This is a genomic window from Devosia sp. P3_B2, from assembly GCF_056402875.1.
The window spans coordinates 178877-201080 of sequence record NZ_JBFUGO010000008.1; the positions used below are offsets into that span (position 1 = coordinate 178877).

The 22204-nt window shown below is 64.8% G+C and carries 22 protein-coding genes; 17 read left to right on the forward strand and 5 right to left on the reverse strand.

Annotated elements, in window-relative coordinates:
• Positions 1–53: 53 nt before the first annotated feature.
• Entirely contained in the window at positions 54–890 is an 837-nt protein-coding gene (locus AC1DV8_RS13640) for a phosphoenolpyruvate hydrolase family protein (protein WP_477157819.1), read from the reverse strand.
• Positions 891–898: 8 nt separating this feature from the next.
• A complete protein-coding gene (locus tag AC1DV8_RS13645; protein ID WP_477157820.1) occupies positions 899–2086 on the reverse strand; it encodes a Tm-1-like ATP-binding domain-containing protein in 1188 nt (395 codons plus the stop codon).
• A gap of 112 nt (positions 2087–2198) precedes the next feature.
• On the opposite strand from AC1DV8_RS13645, the gene AC1DV8_RS13650 reads away from it, so the two are divergent.
• The 12 genes from AC1DV8_RS13650 to AC1DV8_RS13705 all read left to right on the forward strand — a co-directional run bounded on the left by AC1DV8_RS13650 (position 2199) and on the right by AC1DV8_RS13705 (position 13568).
• The gene (locus tag AC1DV8_RS13650; RefSeq protein ID WP_477150644.1) at positions 2199–2831 is read left to right on the forward strand and encodes a TetR/AcrR family transcriptional regulator; all 633 of its coding nucleotides are present in this window, start codon (positions 2199–2201) and stop codon (positions 2829–2831) included.
• 364 nt (positions 2832–3195) lie between these two features.
• A complete protein-coding gene (locus tag AC1DV8_RS13655; protein WP_477157821.1) occupies positions 3196–4500 on the forward strand; it encodes an ABC transporter substrate-binding protein in 1305 nt (434 codons plus the stop codon).
• 82 nt (positions 4501–4582) lie between these two features.
• Positions 4583–5473 carry a carbohydrate ABC transporter permease gene (locus tag AC1DV8_RS13660; protein WP_477150642.1) on the forward strand — a complete coding sequence of 297 codons (891 nt, stop codon included), beginning with the start codon at positions 4583–4585 and terminating at the stop codon, positions 5471–5473.
• A 1-nt stretch (position 5474) separates the two neighbouring features.
• Positions 5475–6434 (forward strand): carbohydrate ABC transporter permease, encoded by a 960-nt coding sequence (locus AC1DV8_RS13665; RefSeq protein WP_477150641.1) that lies wholly within the window; start codon positions 5475–5477, stop codon positions 6432–6434.
• Positions 6431–6661: a hypothetical protein gene (locus tag AC1DV8_RS13670; RefSeq protein WP_477157822.1), complete on the forward strand. Its 231-nt coding sequence runs from the start codon at positions 6431–6433 to the stop codon at positions 6659–6661. Before AC1DV8_RS13665 ends, AC1DV8_RS13670 begins: the two co-directional genes overlap by 4 nt.
• Positions 6654–7760, forward strand: coding sequence for an ABC transporter ATP-binding protein (locus AC1DV8_RS13675; protein ID WP_477157823.1), 1107 nt, complete (start codon positions 6654–6656; stop codon positions 7758–7760). Before AC1DV8_RS13670 ends, AC1DV8_RS13675 begins: the two co-directional genes overlap by 8 nt.
• A gap of 1 nt (position 7761) precedes the next feature.
• Positions 7762–8832 (forward strand): ABC transporter ATP-binding protein, encoded by a 1071-nt coding sequence (locus AC1DV8_RS13680; protein WP_477157824.1) that lies wholly within the window; start codon positions 7762–7764, stop codon positions 8830–8832.
• 194 nt (positions 8833–9026) lie between these two features.
• Positions 9027–10076: a TIM barrel protein gene (locus AC1DV8_RS13685; RefSeq protein ID WP_477157825.1), complete on the forward strand. Its 1050-nt coding sequence runs from the start codon at positions 9027–9029 to the stop codon at positions 10074–10076.
• A 60-nt stretch (positions 10077–10136) separates the two neighbouring features.
• Positions 10137–11270, forward strand: a complete 1134-nt coding sequence (locus tag AC1DV8_RS13690) for a Gfo/Idh/MocA family protein (RefSeq protein WP_477157826.1) — start codon at positions 10137–10139, stop codon at positions 11268–11270.
• Entirely contained in the window at positions 11267–12112 is an 846-nt protein-coding gene (locus tag AC1DV8_RS13695) for a sugar phosphate isomerase/epimerase family protein (protein WP_477157827.1), read from the forward strand. The genes AC1DV8_RS13690 and AC1DV8_RS13695 overlap by 4 nt, the downstream gene beginning before the upstream one ends.
• A gap of 99 nt (positions 12113–12211) precedes the next feature.
• A complete protein-coding gene (locus AC1DV8_RS13700; protein WP_477157828.1) occupies positions 12212–12475 on the forward strand; it encodes a hypothetical protein in 264 nt (87 codons plus the stop codon).
• Between the two features lie 82 nt (positions 12476–12557).
• Positions 12558–13568, forward strand: a complete 1011-nt coding sequence (locus AC1DV8_RS13705; RefSeq protein WP_477157829.1) for a lactonase family protein — start codon at positions 12558–12560, stop codon at positions 13566–13568.
• A 92-nt stretch (positions 13569–13660) separates the two neighbouring features.
• On the opposite strand, the gene AC1DV8_RS13710 is transcribed toward AC1DV8_RS13705, so the two are convergent.
• Together AC1DV8_RS13710 and AC1DV8_RS13715 are read right to left on the reverse strand one after the other, a co-directional pair.
• The gene (locus AC1DV8_RS13710; protein WP_477157830.1) at positions 13661–14866 is read right to left on the reverse strand and encodes an MFS transporter; all 1206 of its coding nucleotides are present in this window, start codon (positions 14864–14866) and stop codon (positions 13661–13663) included.
• A 336-nt stretch (positions 14867–15202) separates the two neighbouring features.
• Positions 15203–16183, reverse strand: coding sequence for an NAD-dependent epimerase/dehydratase family protein (locus AC1DV8_RS13715; protein WP_477157831.1), 981 nt, complete (start codon positions 16181–16183; stop codon positions 15203–15205).
• Between the two features lie 181 nt (positions 16184–16364).
• On the opposite strand from AC1DV8_RS13715, the gene AC1DV8_RS13720 reads away from it, so the two are divergent.
• The 4 genes from AC1DV8_RS13720 (at position 16365) to AC1DV8_RS13735 (ending at position 19683) form a co-directional block, all read left to right on the forward strand.
• A complete protein-coding gene (locus tag AC1DV8_RS13720; RefSeq protein ID WP_477150630.1) occupies positions 16365–16724 on the forward strand; it encodes a GntR family transcriptional regulator in 360 nt (119 codons plus the stop codon).
• The gene (locus AC1DV8_RS13725; RefSeq protein WP_477150629.1) at positions 16717–17601 is read left to right on the forward strand and encodes an ABC transporter ATP-binding protein; all 885 of its coding nucleotides are present in this window, start codon (positions 16717–16719) and stop codon (positions 17599–17601) included. The genes AC1DV8_RS13720 and AC1DV8_RS13725 overlap by 8 nt, the downstream gene beginning before the upstream one ends.
• Entirely contained in the window at positions 17598–18482 is an 885-nt protein-coding gene (locus AC1DV8_RS13730) for a hypothetical protein (protein WP_477150628.1), read from the forward strand. Before AC1DV8_RS13725 ends, AC1DV8_RS13730 begins: the two co-directional genes overlap by 4 nt.
• 283 nt (positions 18483–18765) lie before the next feature.
• Positions 18766–19683, forward strand: a complete 918-nt coding sequence (locus AC1DV8_RS13735; RefSeq protein WP_477157832.1) for a VOC family protein — start codon at positions 18766–18768, stop codon at positions 19681–19683.
• Positions 19684–19891: 208 nt separating this feature from the next.
• Here AC1DV8_RS13735 and AC1DV8_RS13740 read toward each other — a convergent pair whose 3' ends face one another.
• Positions 19892–20929 (reverse strand): threonine aldolase family protein, encoded by a 1038-nt coding sequence (locus AC1DV8_RS13740; RefSeq protein WP_477157833.1) that lies wholly within the window; start codon positions 20927–20929, stop codon positions 19892–19894.
• A gap of 194 nt (positions 20930–21123) precedes the next feature.
• Between AC1DV8_RS13740 and AC1DV8_RS13745 the strand changes: the two genes are divergently transcribed.
• Positions 21124–22125, forward strand: a complete 1002-nt coding sequence (locus AC1DV8_RS13745) for a zinc-binding alcohol dehydrogenase family protein (protein WP_477157834.1) — start codon at positions 21124–21126, stop codon at positions 22123–22125.
• The last annotated feature ends 79 nt before the right edge of the window (positions 22126–22204 follow it).

Sequence of the window (22204 nt, forward strand, 5' to 3'; positions counted from 1 at the left end):
AACGGGCCGTAGCAAAGCTAGGGTGGGGGGTGCGTTACGCTCAAACGCCCGGGTTACGCCCCCGTCCGCAACCCCTTGAAGCTCTCCACCTGCGCCTTGATCGCTACCTCCACCGGCAGCCGCTCCATCGAGCTCGCGCCATAGAACCCATGGCACCCCTTCACCCGGTCGAGGATGAACCTCGCATCCTCCGGCATCGAAATCGGCCCGCCGTGACACAATACGATCACATCGCCTCGCACCCCGCGCGCCGCCGCCGCGATCGCCTCGACCTCCGCCGCGCACTGCTCCAGCGTCTTTGCCGCTTTCGCCCCGATCGCCCCACCCGTCGTCACCCCCATATGCGCGACGATGATATCCGCCCCGGCTTTGGTCATCGCCACCGCCTCGTCGGGATTGAACACATACGGCGTCGTTAACAGGTCCAGCTTGTGCGCCTCGGCGATCATGTCCACCTCGAGCCCATAGCCCATGCCGGTCTCCTCGAAGCTCACCCGCATCACCCCATCGAACAGCCCGATGGTCGGGAAGTTCTGAACCCCCGAGAACCCCATGGCTTTGAGCTCCGCCAAAAACTGCGGCATCAAGACGAACGGGTCCGTCCCGTTCACCCCCGCCAGCACGGGCGTGCGCTTCACCACCGGTAGCACCTCGCGCGCCATGTCCTTGACGATCTCGTTGGCGTTGCCATAGGCGAGCAGCCCCGCCGCCGAGCCGCGCCCGGCCATGCGATAGCGCCCCGAATTGTAGATGATGATCAGGTCGATGCCGCCGGCTTCTTCGGCCTTGGCCGAGATGCCGGTGCCGGCCCCGCCGCCCACGATCGGCTGCCCGCGGGCCACCATATCGTGGAATTTCCTGAGGATTTCGGCGCGCGCGATGGCAGCCATGCTGTCTCCTATGACGTGATTTCCTGAAAGGCGCGCACTGCCGCCTCGGCGAAGCTGGGATCGTTGATATGGCAGTCGAGCCGGATCAACTGCCGGTTGTCGCCCCACTGCACGGTCCGCTCGATCGCATCGAACAGTTCGGCATCGGCTTCCGCATCGCGGAACGCGCCACCCTCGATATCGAGCGCCGAGACCCCGCGCAGCGGAATGAGGAACCGCACCGGCCCGATGGCAGCATTGAGCTTGCCGCCGATCCATTCCCCGATCGCCCGGCACTCGTCGACACTCGTGCGCATCAGCGTCACGTTGGCGTTGTGCGAGTAGAGCAGGCGGTCCGCATAGTGCGCTGGTACCGTCTCGGGCGCCCAGAAGTTGACCATGTCGCACGCCCCGACCGAGCCGACATAAGGCACTGCTCGCCGCGAGATGCAGTCGAGCCGCTCGGGCCCGGCCGGCAGCACGCCGCCGAGCAGATAGTCGCAGACTTCGGTCGTGGTGACGTCGATCAGCCCGCCGACGAGGCCGGAATCGACCAGCATTTCCATAGTCTTGCCGCCCGTACCCGTGGCGTGAAAGACCAGCGGCTCGACGGCCCCGGTCAGCAACTCGACGATCTGCGTCACCGCCGGCGTCGTCACCCCGAACATGGTGAGCCCCACGGCCAGTTTGGTGGAGGGTTCCACCATCGTCGGATTGGCGCTCATCGCTACGACAGCGAGCGCTGCGTTCGACAAGATAACACGTGATATCCGGTTGAGCCCGGCCAGGTCCGTAACCGAGGGCATCATCACGATGTCGCTCACCCCGACATAGGGCCCGACATCGCCCGAGGCGAGGGTGGAGACCATCACTTTCGGCAGTCCGATCGGCAGTTTGCGCATGCCGGCGGTGACAATCGAGGTGCCGCCGCCACCGCCGATGCCCACCATTCCCCCGATGTCATCACGTGTTATGACAAACCGTGCGAAGGCCTCCGCCATCCCGGCCACGGCGACGCCGCGATCGTTGCCCTCCAGCAGGTCCGGCGCGCCGAACTTAGCAACCTCGGCCGCGCCGACCTCGGGCGGGATCGTCGGCGCGCGCGTCCCCACGTCGACCACCAGCGGATCGGCGCCAAGCGCGCGAATTCTCTCCGCGAGGAAGGCAAGTTCCTCGCCCTTTGTGTCGGCTGTCCCGACCACGTAGATGCGCTTCATCGCACCCCTCCCGACACCGTTTCAGGTCACCCCGTCGATGCTCTCGCCGCCATGTCATGGCAGAGCCCCGCCGCCATTGCAAAGCATTTTGAGATGTGCGTATCATTTCGATATGGACGTCTCACAGCCCAATGAGCAGCAGAGTTCCGAGCCGAAAGGCGCCCGTGCGCGCACTCGCAAACTCATGCTCGAGACCGCCATCGCCCTGATGCAGAACGGCCAGACCCCGTCCGTCAGCGACGTAGCCGAGGCCGCCCAAGTGTCGCGCGCCACCGCCTATCGCTATTTCCCGAGCCAGGCCGCCCTGGTCCACGCCGTGGTCGACGAAGGCCTCGGCCCGATCCTCAACTGGAAGAGCGCCAGCGAGGATCCTGAGACCCGCGTCCTCGACCTGCTCGCGCTCACCATGCCGCGCGTCGCCGAGTTCGAGGCCACCTTCAAGGCGGCCCTGAAGCTGTCGCTCGAGCAGTGGGCGCAGCGCCGCGCCGGTACGCTCGGCGCCGAACCGCCGTTCAAGCGCGGCCATCGGGTCGAGCTGCTGCAAATGGCGATAGCGCCGCTCAAGAATAAATTGCCAGACGCCAAGTTCCAGCGACTCGCCAAGGCGTTGTCCCTGGTCTACGGTCTGGAAGTCCTCATTGTTCTCAAAGACTTGTGGGGGCTTGAGTTTGACGAGACTACGGAAGTCGCGACCTGGGCAGCCACCGCGCTAGTCCGCGCTGCCGTCGCGGAGTCCGCTGCCTGAGCCGGTGAGGGAAACTATTTTCCTAAACCGGGTCACGACTTGCATAAATGCTAGCATGTTAGCTTGACGAGACTGATAAAACGTTGAATTTGTAGTTTTGACGCACGTCGATCAGGAGGAAGATCAAGTGCGACGGGCGCTTGGAGGAGCGCCATAACTGGTGACCGCGCGGGCCTTGGGAGAGGCCAGCGCTGTAGTCCCGGTGATGAGGGAGGGGTCCCGAACGTCGCGAGAGAACGGCCGGTCGCCGAAGCTTGGGAGAGCTTTTGGCCGGTTCGCTGCTGTGAAGGCCCCCGGCACGGAGGAGGGGCTTCGGTCGGTGCCGCATATGCCGGCCGTCGGAAGCGCTAGAGGGAGGACCATAATGCGCACTGTTACCAAGGGCATACTGGCCGGTTTGGGCCTGATGCTTGCGTCGAGCACATCTGTGCTGGCGCAGGAACTGACCATCCTGTGGGCCGAATGGGATCCGGCCAACTATCTGCAGGAACTCGTCAACGAGTACCCGGATGCAAAGGTCACCGTGGAAACCGTTCCGTGGCCGGACTTCCAGACCAAGGCCTTCACCGAATTCAACGCCCAGGGCTCGGCCTATGACCTCGTGGTCGGCGACAGCCAGTGGCTGGGTGCAGGCTCGACGCAGGGACACTATGTCGACCTGACGGACTTCGTCGCTCAGCACAACCTGACTACGGCAATGGCTCCGGCGACCATGAAGTACTACTCGGAGTATCCGGGTGGTTCCGGCAAATATTGGGCCGTTCCGCTCGAAGGCGACGCGCTCGGCTGGGCCTATCGGAAGGATTGGTTCGAAAATCCGGACGAGATGGCCGCGTTCAAGGCCAAGTACGGCTACGACCTTGCCGTTCCGCAGACCTGGCAGCAGCTGCTCGACATTGCCGAGTTCTTCACGCGCCCGGACAAGAATATGTACGGGGCCGCGATCTACACGATGAATGCGGGCGATGCCATCGTCATGGGCGTCGAGAACTCGGTTTTCGCCTATGGCGGCTCGTTCGGTGACTACGCGAACTACAAGGTCACCGGCGAGCTCAACTCCGACAAGGCGGTGAAGGCGCTTGAGGACTATCGCAAGCTCTTTACCTACAACCCGCCGGGCTGGGGTAACGCGTTCTTCGTCGAAACTAATACGGCGTTTGCTCAGGGCCAGGCGGCGATGGCGATGAACTACTTCGCCTTCTTCCCCTCGTTGATCAACGAGGCCACCAATCCCTATGCCAAGTCGACCGGCTTCTTCGCCAACCCCAAGGGCCCGAACGGCGATGACTTCGCCGCGCTGGGCGGCCAGGGCATCTCGGTTGTGAGCTACAGCCAGAACAAGGAAGCGGCGGTGAAGTTCCTCGAGTGGTTCATCAAGCCCGAGACCCAGAAGCGCTGGGCCGAGCTCGGTGGCTACACCTGCGATGCCAAGCTTCTCGAGAGCGCCGAGTTCCGCAACGCCACGCCGTACAACGAGGCGTTCTACCAGACCATGTTCAAGGTCCGCGACTTCTGGGCGCTGCCTGAATATGCCGAGCTCCTCACCGAGGCCGCCGACACCTTCTACCCCTATGTGGTGGACGGAAAGGGCACGGCCAAGGAGACCCTCGACAAGCTGGCGGCCACCTGGGTCGATACGCTCAAGTCGGCCGGCTACGCGGCCCAGTGACGGGTGACGAAACGTCCGGGGAGGCGGCGCTTGCCCGCCTCCCCGGATTCTCAAGCGGGGGACTCTGGCCTTGGATAAGTTGATGACAACGCTCGATCCAAAGACACGCGCAGCGACGCGCGGATGGAGCGACATCACCATTCGGAACCTGTTCATCATCCCGACGGTGGGGTTCCTGATCGTCTTCAATGTCTTCCCGCTGCTCTATTCGCTCGGGTTCTCCTTCACCGACTTCAAGGCATCGAGCAAAGCTGCGGCCAATTTCGTCGGCTTCAAGAACTATGCCGACGTGCTCGCCGATCCGGTGATCTGGCGCACCTTCACGACCACCCTGTGGTACGTCATCGTCTCGGTCACGGGCCAGTTCATCGTCGGCTTCGGCCTGGCGCTGCTGCTCAACCGCCCCATTCCCTTCAAGGGCTTCATCACGACGCTACTGCTCTTGCCGATGATGCTCTCGCCGGTCGTGGTCGGCCTGTTTTGGAAGCTCATCTACGATCCCTCGTGGGGCATCCTCAATTATGTGCTCGGCCTGGGCAAAGTGGCCTGGCTCACCGACCCCAACCTCGCGCTCTACGCGGTCGCGATCACCGACATCTGGATGTGGTCGCCGTTCGTGATGCTGCTCTCGCTCGCCGGTCTCAGTGCCGTGCCCAAGCACCTCTACGAGGCCGCCTCGATCGATCGCGCCGGCCGGTTCTACACCTTCTTCCGCATCACCCTGCCTTTGGTCGCGCCGATCCTGCTCATTGCGGTGATCTTCCGCACCATGGAAGCCTTCAAGACCTTCGACATCGCTTTCGTGATGACCGGCCAGCCGGCGGCGGAGCTGATCTCCTCGCGCCTCTACAAGATGGCCTTCCAGCAGTGGCAGACCGGGCCATCCTCGGCGCTCGCCTACATCATCCTGATCATGGTGCTGTGCATCACCAACATCTACGTGAAGTACCTCAACAAGGCGAAGGAGCGCTGAGATGGCCGTCGTATCAACGCGTGCCGGACGTATCGGCAACCGCCTCGCCATTGCTGCGGTCATCGTCATTACGCTGATCTTCCTGTCGCCGATCTACTGGATCACCTCGACGGCCTTCAAGCCGCTGCTGCTCTCGACCACCGTGCCGCCCACCGTCGTGTTCGAGCCGCAGGTGACGCCGTTCGTGAAACTGTTCGTGAAGCGGGCCCAGCTGACCGCGCCAGTTGACCAGGCCACCTATGACGCCGCCCCCTGGTGGGAGCAGCTCGTGCTCGCCGGCGGCGAGCGATTGTCGCGCAACGGCCAGGGCGACGTGGTCTACTCGGCCTATCCCGACCGCTTCGTCAATTCGCTGATCATCGCCATCACCTCGACCATCCTCGCGGTCTCGATGGGCACCATCACCGCCTACGGCTTCTCGCGCTTCCGCGTAAAGGGTGAGGCGGACCTCCTGTTCTTCATCCTTTCGACGCGCATGCTGCCGCCGATCGTCGTCGCCATCCCGATGTTCCTCATGTACCGCGCCGTCGGGCTCAACGACACGCATCTGGGGCTCATATTGCTCTACACCGCTTTCAACGTCTCGTTCGCGGTTTGGCTGATGAAAGGCTTCATCGACGAAATTCCCAGGGAGTACGAGGAAGCGGCGCTGGTCGACGGCTACACGCGCATGCAGGCCTTCTTCAAGATCGTGCTGCCCGAGGCCGCGACGGGCATCGCCGCCACCGCCGTGTTCTGCTTCATCACCGCCTGGAACGAATACGCTTTCGCTCTGATCCTCACCAACCGGCGGGCCCAGACGGCGCCACCATTCATTCCGAGTCAGATCGGCACGGGCTTGCAGGACTGGACGGTCATCGCCGCCGGCACCGTGCTCTTCCTGCTCCCGGTCGCCATTTTCACCTTCCTGCTTCGCAATCACCTGCTGCGTGGCATGAGCTTCGGGGCGATCCGCAAGTGAACATTCGCGACTTCAACCAGAAGATCCTCAACCCTGGCTCCATGACCTTCATGGTCGTCGGCATCCTGTTTCTCTGCCAGCCCTGGCTGGAGGTGCTGCACCAGTGGAGCGTGCTGGTCATGTTGGTCGGCCTCATCGGATTCAATTTCTCCGTCCACATTCCGCCGCCCGACAAGAAGCTGATCGACGAGGTCGACACCGTCCACGGAGGCACGCAGCATGGCTGAGATCGAACTCCGTCACATCGACAAGCACTTCGGCCCGGTCCACGTCATCAAGGACGTGAACCTCACCGTGAAGGACAAGGAGTTCGTGGTTTTCCTCGGCCCGTCCGGCTGCGGCAAGACCACGACGCTGCGCGCCATCGCCGGCCTCGAGGAGATCGACTCGGGCGATATCCTGCTCGACGGCAAGCCCATCCAAGGCCTCCGCGCCGCCGAGCGCGACATCGCCTTCGTGTTCCAGAACTACGCGCTCTATCCGCATTTCACTGTCTACGAGAACCTCGCTTTCCCGCTGCGCGCCGTCGGCACCGCCAAGGATGTGGTGGATTCGACCGTGCGCTCGGTCGGCAAGTCGCTCGGCATCCTGAATCTACTCAATGCCCGCCCGTCGGCGCTGTCCGGTGGCGACATGCAGCGCGTCGCCATCGGCCGTGCATTGGTGCGCCGCCCCAAGGCGCTGCTGCTCGATGAGCCGATCGGCTCACTCGACGCCAAGCTCCGCGAAACTATGCGCATCGAACTGAAGCGCCTGCATTTCGAGAACGGCTCCACCTCGATCTACGTCACCCACGACCAGGTCGAGGCCATGTCGCTGGCCGATCGCATCGTCGTCATGAACGACGGCGTGCTGCAGCAGGTCGGCACCCCCACCGAGGTCTATCTCTACCCGGCCAACCTGTTCGTCGCCCAGTTCATCGGCTCGCCGGTGATGAACATCGCCGCCACCAAGGTCAGCGAGGCCGACGGCAACGCCCGCATCGCGCTCGACGACGCGAGCTTCGACCTGCCGCGCGAACTGCTCGGCATGCTCGAGCAGAAGAAGGCCGCTGGCGACCTTTCCCTCGGCGTGCGCCCCGAAGGCGTCATTGTCAGCCATGACCAGAAGCCGGGCTACCGGCCTGCCGAGGCCCACATCATCCAGCCCTTTGGCGGCTTCGACATCATCGACCTGAAGTTCGGCGAAAAGACCCTCAGGGCCCGCACCACCTCCGGCTATGTCGACAAGCCCGGCACCACCGTCTTCGCCCGCATCGATCCGGCGCAGGCGCACTTCTTCGACACCAAATCGGGCGCCTCGCTCGACATCCGGCTAGGCAACTGACATGGCCCGCATCCGCCTCGAAAACATCACCAAGAAATTCGGCACCCACACCGCCGTCGGTAATCTCGATCTCGACGTCGGCGACGGTGAGTTCTTCGTGCTGCTCGGCCCCACCGGCGCCGGCAAGACTACCACGTTGCGGATGATCGCCGGGCTCGAAAAGCCCACCGAAGGCGCCATCCATATCAACCAGGCGAACGTCAACGACTGGGGCCCGGCCGAGCGCGACGTCGCGCTGGTGCTGCAGCAATATTCGCTCTATCCGCGCCTCACGGTGCGCGACAACCTCGCCTTCCCGCTGCGCTCGCGCGTCCGCAAGATGAGCGAAGCCGATATCGCAAAGCGCATCGACTACGCGTCGAAAACCCTCCGCATCACCCACCTGCTCGAGCGCAAGACCGACCGGCTGTCGGGCGGCGAGATGCAGCGCGTTTCCATCGGCCGCGCCATCGTGCGTGAGCCGCAGGTCTTCTTGATGGACGAGCCGCTCTCGGCGCTCGACGCCAAGCTCCGCGAGTCGCTGCGCTCCGAGCTCAAAGACCTGCAGATGCGGCTCGGCGCCACCTTCATCTTCGTCACCCACGATCAGGTCGAGGCCATGACCATGGGCGACCGCATCGCCGTGCTCAACAAGGGTCGCATCGTCCAGGTCGGCACCCCGCGCGAGGTCTACACCAACCCGCGCGACACCTTCGTCGCGAGCTTCGTCGGATCGCCCGCCATCAACCTGTTGCCCGGCAGCCTCGCCGGCAATCTCGCCAGCGTCGCCCAGAGCTTCGAGATGTCGATCAACGCCGCTGCGCCGGTCCAGGGCCCGGTCACCTTCGGCATCCGCCCCGAAGACGTCGAAGTCGCCTCCGGCGCCACGAACGAGGCCCGCATCCACGACGTGGAAAACCACGGCATCGAAAAGATCGTCACCCTGCGCGTCGGCGACAACCTGATGCGCGCCGCCGTCCCGGCCCGCGTCGACGTCAAGGTCGAAGAAGCCGTCCGCTTCAGCTGGAACCCGGACAAGGTGATGCTGTTCGACGCCAAAACCGGCCTCAACCTCAGGCACAAGGCGGCGTAGCCATGAGCATCGTGGCTTCCCACCCCCACCCTCAATCCCTCCCCACGAGGGGGAGGGATGCGCAAGCCTCGGACGGTTGGTTGGTGAGGCACGATCTCTCAGTCGTCTCCCTCCCCCTTGTGGGGAGGGATCAAGGGTGGGGGTGCCCCACGCTCAGTCTTTTCAGTGATCAATAATCCCCGGGGGAGGGGACCATGGCATCCAACAACTACCCGAAACTCCACAACGCCACCTGGCCCGGCGTGGTCGGCAAGGGCGCCCCGGGTTCCGAGCCCATCATCCCCCTCGATACGCTGCTGAAGCTCACCGCCAACGCCGAAGTCGACGGGCAGAAGTTCGATGGCGTCGACCTCTGGCTCGCCGACCCGCATATCTCCATCGACAGCTCGAAAGACGATGTGAAGCGCATGAGCGATCACATCGCCAGCTTCGGCCTCAAGGTCGGCAGCTTCGTCGCGCCAATTTGGGGCGGCGCCGGCGGCGGATCGGCCATGGGCGACGCCGACGACGTGAAGCGCTTCCTCACCCAGGTCGAAAAGGCCTGCCGCATTGGCAAGCAGATGCGCGAACTCGGTATCCGCCCCACCGGCGGCGTGCGCGTCGATAGTTCCACCGGCGTCGAAGCCTGGGACGCCGACCCGGTCGGCAACACCAAGAAGATCGCCGAGACCTTCCGCGAAGCCGGGCGCATCGCCCAATCCTACGGCGAGTACATCGTCGCCGAAGGCGAGATCTGCTGGGGCGGCATGCACTCCTGGCGCGAGAACGTGAAGCTGCTCGAAATGGTGGGCATGCCGGGCGTCGTCGGCTACCAGGCCGACATGGCCCACTCCATGCTGTTCGTCCTCGGCGCCAACGCCGAAAAGGACCGCATCCTGCCCAAGGATTTCGAGTGGAGCGACAAGGCCGCGCTCGACGCCGCCTATCACAAGGTCGCCGACGCCCTGCGCCCCTGGACGCTGGATTTCCACGTCGCCCAGAACGACGGCACCACCTTCGGCTCCGGCGACCATGAAAAGACCGGCCGCCACTGCCAGATCGACGACCCCAATGGCCGGCTCGATGTGACCAAGCACGCCGGCTACTGGCTGCGCGACGACAAGGGCGAACTGACCAAAAAGATGCGCCACATCTGCTGGGACGGCTGCATGTTCCCCAACGCCGTGATGGAGCAGCAGGAGACCTGGAACAAGGTCCTCGGCGCCATGCTCAAAGTCCGCGACGCCCACGGCTGGCGGGAATAGCCCGGCCGCCTCCCAGACCGCTGTCATTCCCGCGCATCCCCCCTCACGACCGAGGAACCAATGACCAAACAACTCAACATCGGCATGGTCGGCTACGGCTTCATGGCACGCTGCCACTCGCACGCCTGGGCCTCCGTTTCCCACTTCTTCGATACCGGCTACCACCCGGTGCTGAAGGCGGTCGCCGCGCGGAACGACAGCAAGGTGCGCCGCTTCGCCGAGCAGTGGGGCTATGAGAGCATCGAGCATGACTGGCGCGCCCTGGTCGAACGCAAGGACATCGACGCCATCGATATCTGCGTGCCCAACGACCTCCACGCCGAGATCGCCATCGCCGCCGCCAAGGCCGGCAAGATGGTGCTCACCGAAAAGCCGCTCGCCCGCACCGCCGCCGAGGGTCAGCCGATGGTCGATGCGGTGGAAAAGGCCGGCGTCCCCAACCTCGTCTGGTACAACTACCGCCGCGTCCCCGCCGTCTCGCTGATCAAGCAGCTCGTCGCTGAGCAGAAGCTCGGCCGCATCTTCCACTACCGCGCCAAGTTCCTGCAGGATTGGACCATCTCGCCAGACGTGCCGCAGGGCGGCCCCGGCACCTGGCGCCTCGACGTCAATGCCGCCGGCTCCGGCGTCACCGGCGATCTCCTCGCCCACTGCCTCGACAGCGCCACCTGGATCAACGGCGGCATCTCCTCGCTCACCGCCATGACCGAAACCTTCGTCAAAGAGCGCACCCACGCCGACACCGGCAAGAAGCAAACCGTCGGTATCGACGATGCGGCCGCCGTGCTCACCCGCTTCGCCAACGGCGCGCTGGGCACGTTCGAATCCACCCGCTACGCCCGCGGCCACAAGGCCGCCTACACGCTCGAGATCAACGGCGAGAAGGGCTCGCTCGCCTGGGACCTGCACGACATGAACCGCGTGCAGTGGTTCGATCACTCCACCGAGGGGCGCCTGCGCGGCTGGACCAACATCCTCGTCACCGACGGCGATCACCCCTATCTCGGCAAGTGGTGGGTCCCCGGTCTGATCATCGGCTTCGAGCATAGCTTCACCCACACCGCTGCCGATTTCCTCGAAGGCCTCAAGACAGGCAAACCCGCCGCCCCCACCTTCCGCGACGCGCTGGAAACCAACAAACTCTGCGACGCCATCATCAGCTCGGGCAAATCCGGCAGCTGGGTGAACCTGTGAAACTCGGCTTCGACCTCCTCCTCTGGACCACGCACGTCACCGACGAGCACTGGCCCATCATCGAGCGCCTGAAGGCCACCGGCTATGACGGCGTCGAAGTCCCGATGTTCGAAGGCACGCCCGACCACTACGAAAAGCTCGGCCGCCGCCTCCGCGATGTCGGCCTCGGCGCCACCGGCGTCGGCGTCATGGCCGGCGGCAACGCCATCTCCCCCGATTATGTGCAGCGCGCCGGCGCCCTCACGCACCTCAACTGGCTGACCGATTGCACGGCGGCTCTCGGCGCCACGCTCGTCTGCGGCCCGTTCCACCAGCCGCTGGGCGAGTTCTCCGGCCGTGGCCCCACCGCCGATGAGATTGCCTGGTGTGCCGACGTCCACAAACAGGCGGCACAGTACGCCGCGCAGCAGGGCGTGGCGCTGTCTGTCGAGCCGCTCAACCGGTTCGAGTGCTACTTCCTCAACACCATGGAGCAGGCCGCAAGCCTTGTCCGCCGGGTGGACGAGCCGAATTACGGCTACCTGTTCGACACGTTCCACACCAACATCGAGGAAAACTCGGTTCCGCCCCTGATCGCCTCGACCATTGGGCAGATCAACCACGTCCACATCACCGAGAACAACCGCGGCGTCCCCGGCGCCGGCCACATCGATTTCCGGTCAGTCTTCAATGCCCTGAAGCAATCCGGCTACGACGGTTGGATGACCATCGAAGCCTTCGGCTCCGCCCTCCCGGACCTCGCCGCCGCCACCAAGATCTGGCGCCCGCTGTTTGGCAGCGAAGCCGAGGTGTACGAAAAGGGCTTCAAGCTGATGCGCGAAGGCTGGGACCGGGCGCGCTAACCGGCGGCCTGAACGACCCGTTCACCGTCACGACAGTGCAGCAAGCGCACCCTCAAGCCCGACGCGCACCCCGCGCGGGCTTCACGAGGGACTAGGATCATGAAAACGCTTCTTGTTCTTGTTGCAACACTCGGGCTCGCCACCGCTGTCGGCGCCACCGACAACGTCTACCAGACCTCGAAAACCCTGAGCCTCGGCCAGTATGGCGCCAACTGCGCCAGCATCGGCGGCACCTACGAGTCGCACGACGACAACACCGGCACTTGCTCGAAATCGGGCGGCTACAACGTCACCTGTTCGCGCGACGAAGGCATCACCACCTGCGTCGGCTACGACCCGAAACGGCCCAAGGCGCCGCAATAGCTTTCAGCCGGCGAGTCTCGTAAGAAGCTTGCCGTGAACGCGGCGCTCCCCGTCCCGCGTCCAGCGCGAGGAGGAGTGCCGCGTGACCAAGATTTCCCTGCTGTCCGGATCCTATACCGGCCCGAACGGCGAAGGCTTGAAGCTCTTGAGCTTCGATACCGCCACCGGCAACATCGAGCTCGTCCGCAGCTTCCCCGGCACCCCCGACGTCTCCTGGATCGCCTTCGCGCCCTCGACGCGCACCGTTTACGTCACCGACGAGATGGCGGCTATGGTCGGCGCTTTCACGCTTTCGCCCGACCTCGCGACGGTCACTCCGCTCGGCTACACGCCGACGGGCGCGAACTACCCCTGCTACCTCAGTCTCAGCCCCGACGCGACGCGCCTCGCCGTCGCCAATTATGGGGATGACTCCGTGCCCACGTACGCCATCGGCCCCACCGGCACTCTCGCCGCCGGACCGGTCCTCCGCGGCACGCAGGCCCACGACACCGGCCACGCCCACTGGACACAATGGTCCCCCGAAGGCAATCGCCTCTACAATGTCGATCTCGGCCACGACGAAGTCCGCAGCTTCGCCTACGCCGCCGCGACGGGCACCTTCGGTGGCCCCGAGACGGCGTTCCAGACCCCGAAAGGGGCCGGCCCGCGCCACCTGGCGTTCCACCCGAACGGCAAGTTCGCCTACCTGTTCACCGAATACGCCCAGACGCTGACCGCGCTCGCCCGCCAGCCCGGCGGCAAGCTCACCGCGCTCAACACGCTCTCGGCGCTCCCCGCCGACTTCAATGGCGAGTCGACCGGCGCGCACATCCAGATCAATCCGGCCGGCACCATCGCCTACGTCTCGAACCGCGGCCACAACTCGATCACTGCCTTCGCCATCGCCGCCGACGGCCGCATCAGCCTCAAACAGAACATCCCCTGCGGGGGCAACTGGCCGCGCTTCTTCCTGCTTCTGGAAAACCACCTGATCGTCGCCAACCAGGAGAGCGAAGACCTGGTGGTGTTTGATGTGGGAGCCGATGGAACGCTGACCGCGACGGGTACGGTGTTCAAGCTGCAGAAGCCGGTGGCTCTGCTGCAGATCTAGCCAAAAGCACCAGCCTCTCCTGATCCTCCCCCGCGTGGCGGGGGAGGGGGACCAGCGAAGCTGGTGGAGGGGGCGGGCAAAGCCTCAGTCGGCTACCGAACCCTGTGCTGCATCTCCGGCAGGAACACCGTCAGCAATCCCGCCAGCGGCAGGAACGAGCATAGCCAGAACACGTACTGGATCCCCGCCACGTCGGCGAGCGCCCCGAGCGCCGCAGCCGCAATCCCGCCCGCCCCAAACGCAAAGCCGAAGAAGATCCCGGCGATCATCCCGACCCGGCCCGGCATCAACTCCTGCGCGAACACCACGATGGCCGAGAACGCCGACGAGAAGATCAGCCCGATCAGCACCGTCAGGATCACCGTCCATCTGAGGTCGGCATAGGGTAGCGCCAGCGTGAACGGCAGCACCCCGAGGATGGAAAACCAGATCACGAACTTCGCGCCGAACCGGTCGCCGATCGGCCCGCCGAGGAAGACGCCGAGCGCCGACGCCCCGAGATAGACGAACAGCAGCAGCTGCGCGTCCTGCACCCCGACCTGGAACTTGTCGATCAGGAAGAACGTGTAATAGCTCGAAAGCCCCGCCATGTAGGCGTTCTTGGTCAGCGTCAGCACGGTCAGCACGATGAGCGCGATCGCCGTCGTGCGCTTGTCGAACAGCAGCGTCGTGCTCGCCGGCGCCTTGCCGGCATTGGCCTTGCGGTGCGCCGCGTACCAGTTGCCGACCCGCCACAAAATGAAGATGCCGAGCAGCGAGCCCACCGCGAACCAGCTGACGCTCGATTGCCCGCGCGGCAAGACGATGAAGGCCGCGAGCAGCGGTCCGATCGCCGAGCCGAGATTGCCGCCCACCTGGAACAACGACTGCGCCAAGCCATGCCGCCCGCCCGAAGCCAGCCGCGCCACGCGCGAGCTCTCCGGATGGAAGATCGCCGAGCCGAGCCCGACGAACGCCGAGCCGAGCAGCAGCAGCCAGTAGCTCTGCGCGAACCCGAGGATGATGAGGCCGACAAGGCTCGATGCCATGCCGACCGGCAGCGAATAGGGCAGGGGCCGCTTGTCGGTGTACATGCCGATCGCCGGCTGCAGCAGCGACGCGGTGCACTGGAAGGTGAAGGTCAACAGCCCGATCTGCACGAAATCGAGGCCGTAATTCTCCTTGAGGATCGGGTAGATGGCGGTCAGCAGCGACTGCATCACGTCGTTGATCAGGTGGCAAACCGACACCGCGACGATGATCGAGAGCGTGGTCTTGCTGGCGATCGAAGTCGCCGGTGCCGAAGCTGTGGCCGTCAATTTGGGAATCCGAAAATCGAAGGTGGGCCGGCTCAGGTCGAGCCGAAAGCAATACTTGCCTCTAACATGTCAGTGCCGGCGAGTCGTTAGCACTCAAGCGATTTTCCGTTCGGTTGAGTGACGCTTTCTGTTGTTGGGCACCGTCTCGCCACCCCACCGGCCGTCATCCCGGCGAAAGCCGGACCCACTGCTCGGACGGTTGGGCCGGCACGAAACCCGTCCGGTCCATCACAGCAAGGTCGGCGCGATTGTATTGGTGGAGCGCTCAGCGCACTGGGTCCCGGCTTTCGCCGGGATGACGGCCGAGGTTGTGGCGAGGTCAAGCTACTAGCTCCGCTACCCCCGAAACCACTCCACAAACGCCCACACCCCATCCTCCACATTCGTCCCCGGCACTTCTCCGATCAGCGCCCGCAGCAACCTCACATCCGCCGCCGTCTCGGTCACATCCCCCGGCTGCATCGGCAGCAGTTCCTTCTTCGCCTCGCGCCCCATCGCCGCTTCGATCGCCGTGACGAACCGCATCAGCTCCACAGGCCGGCCACCCGCGATGTTCACCACCCGCCAGGGCGCCACCGGCGACAGCGAGTCCCCCGCCACCGGCTCACCCTGCACCGGCCCCCGCCCGATCAACCGCCCCACCGCCGCCGCCACGTCCTCGACATAAGTAAAGTCCCGACGCATCCGCCCCTCGCCGTAGATGCTGATCGGCTCACCCTTGGCGATCGCCTCGGCGAACCTGAACAGCGCCATATCCGGCCGCCCCCACGGCCCATAGACCGTGAAGAACCGCAAACACGTCGTCGGCACTCCGAACAGGTGGGCATACGAATGGCTCATCGCCTCCGTCGCCTTCTTGGTCGCCGCATAAAGCGACACCGGCCGGTCGGTCACATCCGTCTCGCGCGAGGGTTTCCCCGCCATGCCATAGACCGAACTCGAAGACGCGATAAGCAGGTGCTTCGGCTGCGTCCGCCGCGCCGCCTCGAGGATCGCAAGCGTCCCCGTCACATTGCTCTCGGTGTAACTGAACGGCGCCTCGAGGCTGTAGCGCACCCCCGCCTGTGCCGCGAGATGCACCACCACCTCCGGCGCATCGGCGAACGCCGCCGCCACCGCCGCATCGTCCTCCAGCCGCCCGATCACCGGCCGAAACCGCGCCTCGGCCTCCAGAATCGCATGCCGCTGCTGTTTCAGCCCCACGTCGTAATACGGCGTCAGCGCATCGAGCCCGATCACCTCGTGCCCCTCGGCCAATAGCCGCCGGGCGAGGTGAAAGCCGATGAACCCCGCACTGCCGGTGATCAGAATGCGCACGTCGCCCCCCAGAAACCGCCGGTGACACAAGGCGTTATTGTCGCGGCGCTGTCGAAACTACGCGCTCCGGATCGACAATGCCAAGAGCGTGACCAAGACGTCAGAAGCCCGCCCTTGAAGATTCTGCTTGCGCCACCGAAATGGTGTGCTACATAACTAGCACACTACCAAGGCATCACGCATGAGCCAATTCAACGACAGCCAGCCGATCTTCGTACAGATCGGCGAAAGGATTGCCGACATGATCCTGAGCAAAACCGCCAAGGAGGGCGAGGCGCTTCCTTCCGTGCGCCAGATCTCCGCCGATCTCTCGGTCAACCCGTTGACCGTCACCCGCGCTTACCAGTCGCTCGTCGATATCGGCGTCGTCGAGTCACGTCGCGGCATGGGCATGTTCGTGGCCGAAGGCGGCCACCAGCGGCTGCTCGCCCACGAGCGCCAGAAATTTCTGACCGAGGAATGGCCGCGCGTCATGGCGCGCATGGCGGCCCTCGATCTCGATCCCAATCAACTGTTGAAGCAAGGCGGTAAAGATGAATGATCTGGCTCAAACCACAGCTGCTCCGATCGTCTCGGCGCGCGGCCTCAAGAAGCATTTCGGCCGCACCGAAATCCTCCACGGGCTCGATTTCGATATCCCAGCCGGCCGCATCTATGGGCTCGTCGGTCACAATGGCGCCGGCAAAACCACCACGCTGAACGCGCTGCTCGGCCTCACCTCCTACGAGGGCACCGTGCGTGTCCTCGGCGAGGATCCGTACCAGAAGCGCGCCTCGTTGATGAAGAACGTCGCCTTCATCTCCGATGTCGCGAGCCTGCCGCGGTTCCTCAGGGTGCGCGAACTCTTCGCGCTCCTCACCAACATCCACCCCAACTTCGATCAGGCGAAGGCCCGCGGTTTCCTCGAGGGCACCGACGTCAAGATGGAAGCGCGGATCAAGAACCTCTCGAAGGGCATGATCGCCCAGCTCCACCTCGCCGTGGTGATGGCGATCGATGCCAAGCTGCTGGTCCTCGACGAGCCGACCCTCGGCCTCGACATCACCTATCGCAAGCGCTTCTACCGGCGCCTGCTCGAGGACTACATGACTGAAGAGCGCACGCTCCTCATCACCACCCACCAGGTCGATGAGATCGAGTTCATGCTCAGCGACATCATGTTCATCCGAGATGGCGACCTGATCCTCCACATGCAGATGGAAACGGTCAGCACCAAGTTCAGTCAGGTGCTCGTCCGCCCCGAACAGGTTCCGGCCGCCACGGCGCTCGGCCCGATCTACAGCGAAACCCGCTTCGGCCAGACCGCGATGGTCTTCGATGGCGTCGATCGCGACCGGCTCGCCCAGTTCGGCGATGTCTCCACCCCAACTCTCAGCGACCTGTTCGTCGCCCTCATGCAGCGCGGTCCCGCCAAATGAAGTCTCTCGTTGCCCTCATCAAGCGCGAGTATCTCGAGCACCGCGGCGCGTTCTTCTACGCCCCGGCCTTGATCCTCGGCATCATGACGCTGATGCTCGTGCTCGGCATCGCCTCCAACCGCTTCCAGCTCCACCAGGAGATCGGCGTTCCCTCCGCGCTGAAGTTCTTCGAGTTCGGCTTCCTCGCGGTCGGCCTGCTCTGGTGCATGTATCTGCTCGCGGCGCTGTTCTTCTACTACGCCGATGCCTTCAGCGCCGATCGCCGGAACAACGCCATGCTGTTCTGGAAGTCGATGCCGGTCACCGATTTCAAGATGCTGGCGTCGAAGTCGCTCGCCGGCATGACCATCCTGCCGGCCATGATCTTCGGTGCGTACCTGCTCACTGGCGTCCTGATCTACGTCGTCACCATGGTCACTGCGCTGATGCTGCCGCGGCTCGGCGTGCCCAGCGTCTTCGAGTTCCTCTGGAGTGCCATACAAATCGGCGGCTTCGCGTTCGTCTGCCTTGTCACCGCGCTGCTCTGGTATGCCCCGTTCTTCGCCTGGGTCGGTGCGCTCTCGACGGTGTTCCGCCGCTGGTCGATCCCGCTCGCCTTCCTGATCCCGGGGCTCATCGGCCTCGCCGAGAACCTGGTCATCGGCGACAACGGTCCGCGCGCCGGCTACTTCCTGACCTATCTGGGCGAGCGGCTGAAGTTCGGCACCGACAACATGCAGTTTGAGGCGACCGTCTTCAACGACGCCGCGTTCAACGCCTCGGTGATGATCCCGCGCTTCCTCGCCGGGGTGGATTGGTCCCAACTGGTGGGCGGCCTCATCGTCGCAGCCCTCCTCGTCTACGCCGCCAGCGAATACCGCCGCCGGACCGTCGCCACCTGACGGGCACTCTCCGGTCCTCCCCCGCATGGCGGGGGGAGGGGACCATGCGAAGCATGGTGGAGGGGGCGGCCACGGGCACCGGCCCGTGCCACAACGTCTCCCTCCCTTGTGGGGAGGGATCAAGGGGGGGGTGTCCTACGCTCCAAAGGTCGGCAATCCCCACCCAATTTCCATCCATTATTGCATTTCAGTATCGACTGTTCGCCCCCGCGACCACATTGGCTTGCCGGGCCGCATCATCCATATCAGGGTCAATCCAATGGTTCTTTTGCGAGACCCCATCATGATCACAGTCGAATCCCAGGTCAGCGTCCGCTCCACCCCCACGCTGCCGCTTGCCACTCACCTCGGTCCGGTCCGCATCGCCGTCACCGATCGCGACAAGGCGCTCGCCGTCTGGCGCGATGTCGTCGGCCTCGAGCTCATCTCGGAGGACGCCGAAGCCCTGCACCTGGGCGCTGCCGGCCGCGAGCTGATCACCCTCGAGCTGGGCGCCAACAACCCATTCCCCGATCGCACGCTCGGCCTCTACCACGTCGCCATCCACGTCCCGACCCGCAAGACGCTGGCCGAGATGGTGGTGCGCGCGCTCACCCGCCGCGTCCGTATCTCGCCCACCGATCACCTCGTCTCCGAGGCGATCTACCTGTGGGACTACGACAATAACGGCATCGAGATCACCTTCGAGACCCCCTGGCGCGGCCGCATCGGCACTGCCGAGGAGGGCGTCTACGTCCGCACCATCGACGGCTCGCCCCATTCCGGCCGCGAGGCCATCGATGTCGACGACCTGCTCGCCGAACTCGATGACGTCAACAGCGTCCCGGCCCTGATGCCCGCCGGCACCCGCATCGGCCACATCCATCTGCACGTGAACGATCTCGAGCAGGCCATGCACTTCTACCGCGACGGCCTCGGCTTCGGCGGCCTGTTCATCATGCGCCGCTTCGGCATGGGCGACCTCGGCCTCGACTACCCGCCCCACACCATCGCCTTCAACGTCTGGGCCGGCCCCAACGCGGCGCAGGCCCCGAAGGGCACGGCAGGCTTGCGGTGGTTCCATGTGGTGGTGCCGGACCAGGCAGCGTTGGATGCGGTCCGCACGAGGCTGGCCTCGATCAACGCCGTATCGACCGACACGAATGAGGGTCTCGAGACCAAGGACCCGGCAGGAAATCTCGTGAAGGTCGTCTTGGGCTAGATATCGCCCAGCCCATCTCCCCCTTGGCGGGGGAGAAAGCGAAATCTTGGGCTTAGCCCTTCGCTAAGCCTTAGATTTCGCAAGAGAGGGGGTGCGGAGCCAACGTGCCTTCCAGGATCCCCTCTCTTGCAATTTCTAGGACTTAGCCAAGAAGCTAAGCCCAAGAAATCGCTTTCTCTCCCGCAAGGGGAGAGATGAAGAGGGGTTGCTAAAGCACCCCCAAAAACCCCTCGACCTCATCCTCGGTCGTCGCCCAGCTGGTCACCAACCGCACCAGCACCTCGTCCGCTCCCGGCCGCTCCGCCAGTGCCTCCGCCGGCCACTCATGCGCCGCCCCACGCGCCGCCCGCACGCGCGCCAACGCCGCCTTCGAAATCACCGCGAACACCTCGTTGATCCGGCTCTCCCATCCCAGCCGCGCCACATTGCTCGCCCGCAACCCAACCCGCAGCCGCTCCGCCATCCCGTTGGCATGGGTCGCCCAGCGCAGCCAGTTTCCATCCTCGAGATACCCCTCGAACTGCGCCGCCACGAACCGCGCCTTCGAGAACGTGTGCCCCGCCCGCTGCCGTCGCGCCTCGAAATCCCCCAGCAGCCCTGGCGTGAACACCACGATCGCCTCCGCCGCCCAGCAGCCGTTCTTCGTCGCCCCGAACGACAGGAAATCCACCCCCGCCTTCCAGGTCAGCTCCGCCGGCGTCACCCCGAGCGCCGCCACCGCGTTGCCGAACCGAGCTCCATCCATATGCACCTTCAGCCCGCGCGCCCGAGCGATTCCCGCCAGCGCCGCCACCTGATCCACTGCGTAAACCGTGCCCCATTCCGTCGCGTTGGTGAGGCTCACCGCCACCGGCACGCTCCTCCCGCCCTCCGGGTGCTTGCCCAACGCTGCCTCGAACGCCCCAGCGTCGATCATCCCCAGCGGACTCTGCACCGGGATCAGCTTCATCCCGCCCGACTGGAACTCCGTCGCGCCGCTCTCGTCAGCGTAGACATGCGCATCCTCGGCGCAGAACACCACGCCGCCCGGCCGGCTCAGCGCCGCCAGGCCCAGCGAGTTCGATGCCGTCCCCGTCGCCGTGAACCACACCTCGACCTCGCGCTCGAACAGCTCCGAAAACCGCCGCGTTACGCTGACGCTCAGCGGATCGCCGCCATAGGCCGGCGAGAACCCCTGATTGTGCCGCACCAACGCCGCCATCACCTCGGGCGTCGCCCCCGCCCAGTTATCGCTCGCAAAATTCACGCTGAAACACCCCGATAAATTGCGCCACGCTGCTAGCACACCGCCCTCTCAGTCGGCCATCGCCCCCTTGCGGGGGAGAAAGCGATTTCTTCGGCATGGCCCTTCGCCAAGCCTTGGAAACCGAAAGGGGGGGACTTTTTGCGTACTGGAGTCTCAGCCCCGCGCCGCTATGATTGCCCCCAATAGGAGACCCCATGCGAGCTATATCCTGCACCGCGCCCGAACAGCTGGCGCTGATTGACATCGACCGCCCCGAGCTGAAGCCCGGCTGGGTCCGCGTCGCCATCCGCCACATCGGCATCTGCGGCACCGACTACCACATCTTCGAAGGCAATTTCCCCTTCTTCGAATACCCCCGCGTCATCGGCCACGAGCTCTCGGGCACCGTCGTCGATCCCAACGGCGAAGCCTTCGCCGCCGGCGATCCCGTCGTCATCAACCCCTATCTCAACTGCGGCCATTGCCCCGCCTGCCTCGAAGGCCGCGCCAATTGCTGCGAGACCCTCAAGGTCATCGGCGTCCACGCCCCCGGTGGCATGGCCGAAGAAATCGTCATGCCGGCCACCAACCTCTATCCGGCTGACGGCCTTAGCCTGCGCGACGCCGCCATGGTCGAGTTCCTCGCCATCGGCGCCCACGCCATCCGCCGCACCACCGAACTGAAGCCGGGCTCTCGGGCCCTCGTCGTCGGCTCCGGCCCCATCGGACTCGGTGTCGCCTTCTTTGCGCAAATCGCCGGCGCCGATGTCACCGTGGTCGATGCCGCGCCGGACAAGATCGAGGCCACCCGCGCGCTGGGCTTCCGCACCTTCTCTCCCGCCGAGCTCGAAGGCGCCGAATTCACCGCCATCAAGGCCAGCGGCTTCGACGCGGTGTTCGATTCCACCGGCTCGATTCGCGCCATGAACGCCTCGCTGCTCCACACCCGCAACGGCGGCGCCTACACCCTGGTCGGCGTCATCAAGGGCGACTTGGTCTTCCCCGACAGCGAAGTGCACCGGCGCGAGCTCACCATCCGCGGCTCCCGCAACGCCATCCGCGCCGATTTCGAGCACGTCATGGCCTCGATCCGCGCCGGCAAGGTCCCCACCGACAAGCTGGCGACGCACGCCACCACCATGGACCGCGTCCCCGAAGATATGCCCATCTGGGCCCACGACCGCACCGGCGTCATCAAGGCGATCGTCACGGTATAGGGCAGGGCGTCACTTAGAGGCGACCATAGCCGCCTCAACTCTTGCCTCTCCCTCCCCCTTGTGGGGAGGGATCAATGAT